The sequence below is a fragment of the Mycobacterium sp. NS-7484 genome, assembly GCF_001953975.1.
GTDB lineage: Bacteria > Actinomycetota > Actinomycetes > Mycobacteriales > Mycobacteriaceae > Mycobacterium.
The window spans coordinates 1-5,235 of sequence record NZ_MBEJ01000024.1; the positions used below are offsets into that span (position 1 = coordinate 1).

At 65.2% G+C, this 5,235-nt stretch carries 5 protein-coding genes; 1 reads left to right on the forward strand and 4 read right to left on the reverse strand.

From position 1 onward, the window contains the following. The 4 genes from A5733_RS05595 to fadD5 form a co-directional block, all read right to left on the reverse strand. On the reverse strand, window positions 1-499 hold a 499-nt coding region (locus A5733_RS05595), incomplete at its 3' end, for an MlaD family protein (RefSeq protein WP_142253822.1). Between the two features lie 4 nt (window positions 500-503). Then, entirely contained in the window at window positions 504-1,373 is an 870-nt protein-coding gene (locus A5733_RS05600) for an ABC transporter permease (protein WP_067768336.1), read from the reverse strand. 1 nt (window position 1,374) lies between these two features. After that, window positions 1,375-2,112: an ABC transporter permease gene (locus A5733_RS05605; RefSeq protein WP_197508240.1), complete on the reverse strand. Its 738-nt coding sequence runs from the start codon at window positions 2,110-2,112 to the stop codon at window positions 1,375-1,377. A 298-nt stretch (window positions 2,113-2,410) separates the two neighbouring features. Then, window positions 2,411-4,006: a fatty-acid--CoA ligase FadD5 gene (gene fadD5 / locus A5733_RS05610; RefSeq protein ID WP_076239411.1), complete on the reverse strand. Its 1,596-nt coding sequence runs from the start codon at window positions 4,004-4,006 to the stop codon at window positions 2,411-2,413. A gap of 126 nt (window positions 4,007-4,132) precedes the next feature. Here fadD5 and A5733_RS05615 point away from each other — a divergent pair, with 126 nt between their 5' ends. Next, on the forward strand, window positions 4,133-4,822 hold the full coding sequence (locus tag A5733_RS05615) for a GntR family transcriptional regulator (RefSeq protein ID WP_076239412.1): 690 nt from the start codon (window positions 4,133-4,135) through the stop codon (window positions 4,820-4,822). Window positions 4,823-5,235: the final 413 nt, after the last annotated feature.

Genomic DNA, 5,235 nt, shown 5'->3' on the forward strand with positions numbered 1-5,235 from the left:
TCTGTTCGGAGATCGCGGTGATGGTCTCGAACAGCGTGTTGAACTCCGTCGTCACCCCTTGGGCATGGATCGGGGTGTTGGGCGACAACCGTTCCGGCGACGGGTTTTCCGGCGACAGGAACGAGATGTACTTGTTGCCGAACACCGTGGTGGCCCGCAACTCGGCGGTGACGTTCTTCGGGATCAGCTTGAGGTAGCGGGGTTTGACGTCCAGGGTCAGCTTGGCCTCGGGGTTGTCGTCGACCGTCACGACGTCGACGGAGGCCAACCGGCCGATCGGTACGCCGTTGAAGGTGACCTTCGAGCCCGGGTCCATCGACAGACCGGCGCGTCCGGACAGCAGCGTCAGCTGCGTCGTCTTCTCGAACGTCCCGCGGAACTGCATCCAGGTCAACGCCAGGATCAGCAGGGAGACGAGCGCCAGAATGAGCCCGGCCAGCTTGTACGGCGGCGTCTTCGGCTTGTTCAGGGGTGCGTGGGGCACTGCAGGCTGGGTCATGCCGCTACACCGTGAGGTTGAAGTTGGGGTCGGTGCCGTAGAGCGCCAACGAGGCCAACAGAACCACCAACACGATTGCGATCAACGAGGTTCGCATCGACCTCCCCACTGCCTCACCCACACCGACGGCACCGCCACTGGCGTAGTAGCCGAAGTAGCAGTGGTTCAACATGACCACGATCGACATGATGATGACCTCGAGGAAGGACCACATCACGTCGTCGACGCGCAGGAACGTATGGAAGTAGTGCTCATACGTACCGACCGACTGCGAGTAGAAGATCGTCGTGACGAACTGCGCCGACAGGAACGACAGCAGGATCGCCATCGCGTACAGCGGGATGATGACGATCGAGCCGGCGATGATGCGGGTGGACACCAGGTACGAAATCGACCTGATACCCATGACTTCCAGCGCGTCGACCTCTTCGCTGATGCGCATGGCGCCGAGTTCGGCGGTGGCACCGGCACCGACCGTGGCGGCCAGAGCTTGGCCGGTGACGACCGGGGCGACGACGCGGATGTTGGCCAGGGCGGCGAAGAAGCCGGTGAAGGCCTCGACGCCGATGTTGCCCAGGGATGCGAAGCCCTGGATTGCGATCAGGGAGCCGGCCGACAAGGTGACGAAACCGATGATCGCCACGGTGCCGCCGATGACCGCCATGGCGCCGGTGCCCATGCCGATTTCGGCGACCAGCCGCAGCGACTCACGCCGGTAGTGGCGGAACGCGTGCGGGATGGATCCGATGGCCTGCACGACGAACCAGGCGACGTGGCCCATGCTGTCGAGAAACCGGGCCGGGATGCCGGCGATGTCGGAGGTGCGGGAGAACGCCCGGGGGAACCGGGACCGCAGGACGGTGACGGTACTCATGTCAACGCCCCGTTCCGAAGCGCACGCCGATCGTGGTGAGCACGACGTTGACTGCGAACAACGCCACCACGCACAACACCAGGGTCTCGTTCACCGCGGTACCCACACCCTTCGAACCGCCGGCCACGGTCAGGCCGCGGTAGCAGCCGACGAGCCCGGCGATCAGACCGAACAGCGTGGCCTTGATGACCGAGATCAACACCTCGGGGAACCCGGTGAGCAGCGTCAGCGTGGACACGTAGGCGCCGGCCGAGACGTTCTGGATGTAGACACCGAAGAAGAAGCCACCGACCAGGCCGATGGTGATCACCGCGCCGTTGAGCATGAAGGCCACGAAGGTGGACGCCACCACGCGGGGGACCACCAGCCGCTCGATGGGGTCGATACCGAGCACCTCGAGGGCGTCGATCTCCTCACGTACGGTGCGGGCGCCCAGGTCGGCGCAGATCGCGGTCGAGCCGGCACCGGCCACCACGAGCACCGTGACCAAAGGTCCGAGCTGGGTGACGGCGCCCAGCGCCGCGCCGGCACCCGAGACGTCGGCCGCGCCGAACTCCGCCAACAGGATGTTGAGCGTGAAGATGATGAGGACGGTCAGCGGGATCGACACCGCGAGTGTGGGCAGGAAGGCCACCCGGATGAGGAACCAACTCTGCAGCACGAACTCTTTCCACTGGAAAGGCCGTGTCAGAAGGGCTTTTCCGGTGAGCACGCTCATCTTGAAGAAGCCACCGACCATGGCCAGCGGCTTCTCCAGTTGACCACGTACGTATCCGACGAGCCCGTCGGCAGGCGCTGTCACCGGTGCACCCCTTGGACGTGTCGCACGCCCCCTCCTCGTCGCCTGTCAGTTTGTGTGATCCGCCTCTCCCTACTCGCGAGTAGTAAGTGAGACCACCGGACTGTACCCGATCGAAACCGGGCCGTGCACCGCATCCGGTGGATTGTGCCATCAACCGTTAGCGAAGACACCAGATAGCCGCAAACTTTCGGCGCTACCTGCAGAAAGCGTTGACGCTGAGTTGCTTTCGCTAACGTCAACGCCGTGGCGCTGCGATGGGCGAACCGAAGCGTTCCCGGAGTTCGGTCTTGAGCACCTTGCCCGACGGGTTGCGGGGCAGGGCGTCAACGATTTCGAGCGCTTTGGGGTGCTTGTAGCGGGCGAGTCGTTCGGTGAGGAAGACGTCGAGTTCGCCCAGTTGCAAACCGTCGGTTCCGGCCAACGCGATGACGGCGACCGGGACCTCACCCCACTTTTCATCGTGCCGGCCGATGACCGCGACCTCCGTGATGGACGGGTGGGCGGCCAGGACGTTTTCCACCTCGGCGCAGTAGATGTTCTCGCCGCCGGAGATGATCATGTCCTTCTTGCGGTCGACGACCCAGATGTATCCGTCCTCGTCCTGACGGACGAGATCCCCGGAGTGGAACCAGCCGCCGGCAAATGCCTCGGCGGTGGCCTTGGGGTTGTTCCAGTAGCCGGCCATCAAAGTCGGGGCGCGGTAGACGATCTCGCCGACCTCGCCGACGGGCACGTCGTTCATGTTCTCGTCGACGATCCGGGCGGAGACCGTCGGGATGACCTGGCCGACCGAACCGAGTTTGCGAATCGCGTCGTCCGCCAACAACATGCAGGTGACCGGTGACATCTCGGTCTGGCCGAACGCGGCGAGAATCTGGCTGCCCGGGAAGGTTTCGGCCATCGCCTTCAGCAGCGTGTCGGAGGCCGGTGCGGCACCCCAGGACAGCGAGCGCAGGCACAGGTCGCGCGGATTGGCCTGCTGCTCAGCGCACACCGCCTGCCACTGGGCGGGCACCAGGAAGATCGCGGTGACCTTCTCCTCTGCGAGCACGTCGAGCAGTGCACCCGGGTCGAACGCGCCCAGCGGGTAGATGACGGTGGGCAGGCCCAGCATCAGGCCGGTGTTCACGTTGCCTGCCACGCCGGCGATGTGGAACAACGGGACGCCGATGAACCCGACGTCGTTGTTGATGTCCACGCCCGAGGTGAACAGATTGGTCATGCCCTGTCCGGCGAGGTTGGCGTGCGTCAGCACCGCGCCCTTGGGACGGCCGGTGGTGCCCGAGGTGTACATGATCAGCGCGGGGGCATCGCTGGGGATGTCGACCGGTTGGGCGGATTCTCCTTCTTCGGAGATCAGGTCCTCGTAGCCCAGGACACCATCTTCGGTGGCGCTCTCGGCCACGACGATGTTCGTCAGTCGGGCGTCGAGGTCGCGGACCGCCGTGGCGACGCCGGCCAGCACGGGCTCGGTGACCAGGACGTGCGCGTCGCAGTCGCTGACGAGGTAGGCCACCTCTGGCGGGGTCATCCGGAAGTTGACCGGCACTGCGATCGCTCCCAGTTTGATGGCGGCCAGCATCGCCTCGATGAACTCCGGGCGATTGAGCATCAGGATCAGCACTCGATCGCCGAAGCCGACACCGCGACGGCTCAGGGCGTCGGCCAGCCGGGTCACCCGGTGGTCGAGCTCGCGCCACGTGGTGGTGCGCCCGAGAAACCGCAGCGCGGTCTTGTCGGGCTGCATCAGTGCATGCCGCGTCAGCTGGTTGGCCCAGTTCTGACGACGCGCCAGGTACGGCTGCTCAGTGGGGAACGGCTCGGCAGTCACCGGATCTGTACTCCATCGGTATCGAGTTGCATCAGGTTGATATTTGATCAAACATGGGGTTGCCCCGGTCACACTATGGCCTCGGCGCCTCGGCGACAAGCCCATCAGAAAGGCGACCGGTATCTCATGAACGCACCTGCCAGAGCGGCTGTGCAGCGCCGGGTCGGACGGCGCGAGCAGCTCTCCGACGAGGTGGCGGCCCAGCTTCGGGCCGAGATCATGACGGGCGTTTTGCGGCCCGGGACATTCATCCGTCTCGACGAGACCGCGGCGGCACTTGGGGTCAGCATCACCCCGGTCCGCGAGGCGCTGCGAACCCTGCGCGGTGAGGGCATGGTGCAACTGGAGCCGAACCGCGGGCACGTCGTGGTGCCGTTGACTCGTACCGACGTCGAAGACATCTTCTGGCTGCAGGCCACCATCGCCCGCGAGCTTGCCGCCACCGCCACCGTGCGCATCACCGAGGCCGAGATCGACGAGCTGGAGCAACTCAATGCAGAACTCGCGGCGGCGGTCGAGCGGCGCGACCCGGACGGCATCGCCTCCGCCGAGTTCGCTTTTCACCGGGCCTTCAACCATGCCAGCGGCCGGATCAAGCTGGCGTGGTTCCTCCTGCACGTCGCGCGGTACCTGCCCGGCCAGCTCTATTCGAGAGATCCCGGGTGGGGCACCGCAGCCGTCAAGAGCCACCGCGAGCTGATTGATGCCCTGCGCCGGCGCGACGCCCCGGCTGCGGTCGAACTCAACGCAATCCAGTTCACCGACGGCGCCCAACGGCTCATCGCGCGCTTGGATGAGATCGGGATGTGGGACTAGGCGCCGGGACGCCGTGCGGTTCGGGGCGTATCTGCATGTCGGCTCACGCGTGTGCCGGCGCACGGAATCAGTAGGCGAAGTGCCCGGCTAAGAGCGACAATTCAGCGACAATCGCCTCCTGAACACCGTAGGCACCGCTGGCCACAAGGCGGTGATCGCTCCTGCCACTTGAGCCACCAAATGCCCCATGGGCCACCGATTTTGGGGTGCCCAGCTGTCAGCGACAGAGTCGCTCGCATGCGGACGCTGGGCAGATGAGGCCCAAGAGGTCAGTGCGACGTGAGAGGCAAAACCGCTCAGCGACAATGTGTTTGGCGATGCCTGGGATGCCTATGTGGCGATTGTCGCTGAATTGTCGCTAATAGCCGGGCACATCGGATAGGCGTTCGAAAGCCGCGGCCGCGGTAGCTGTC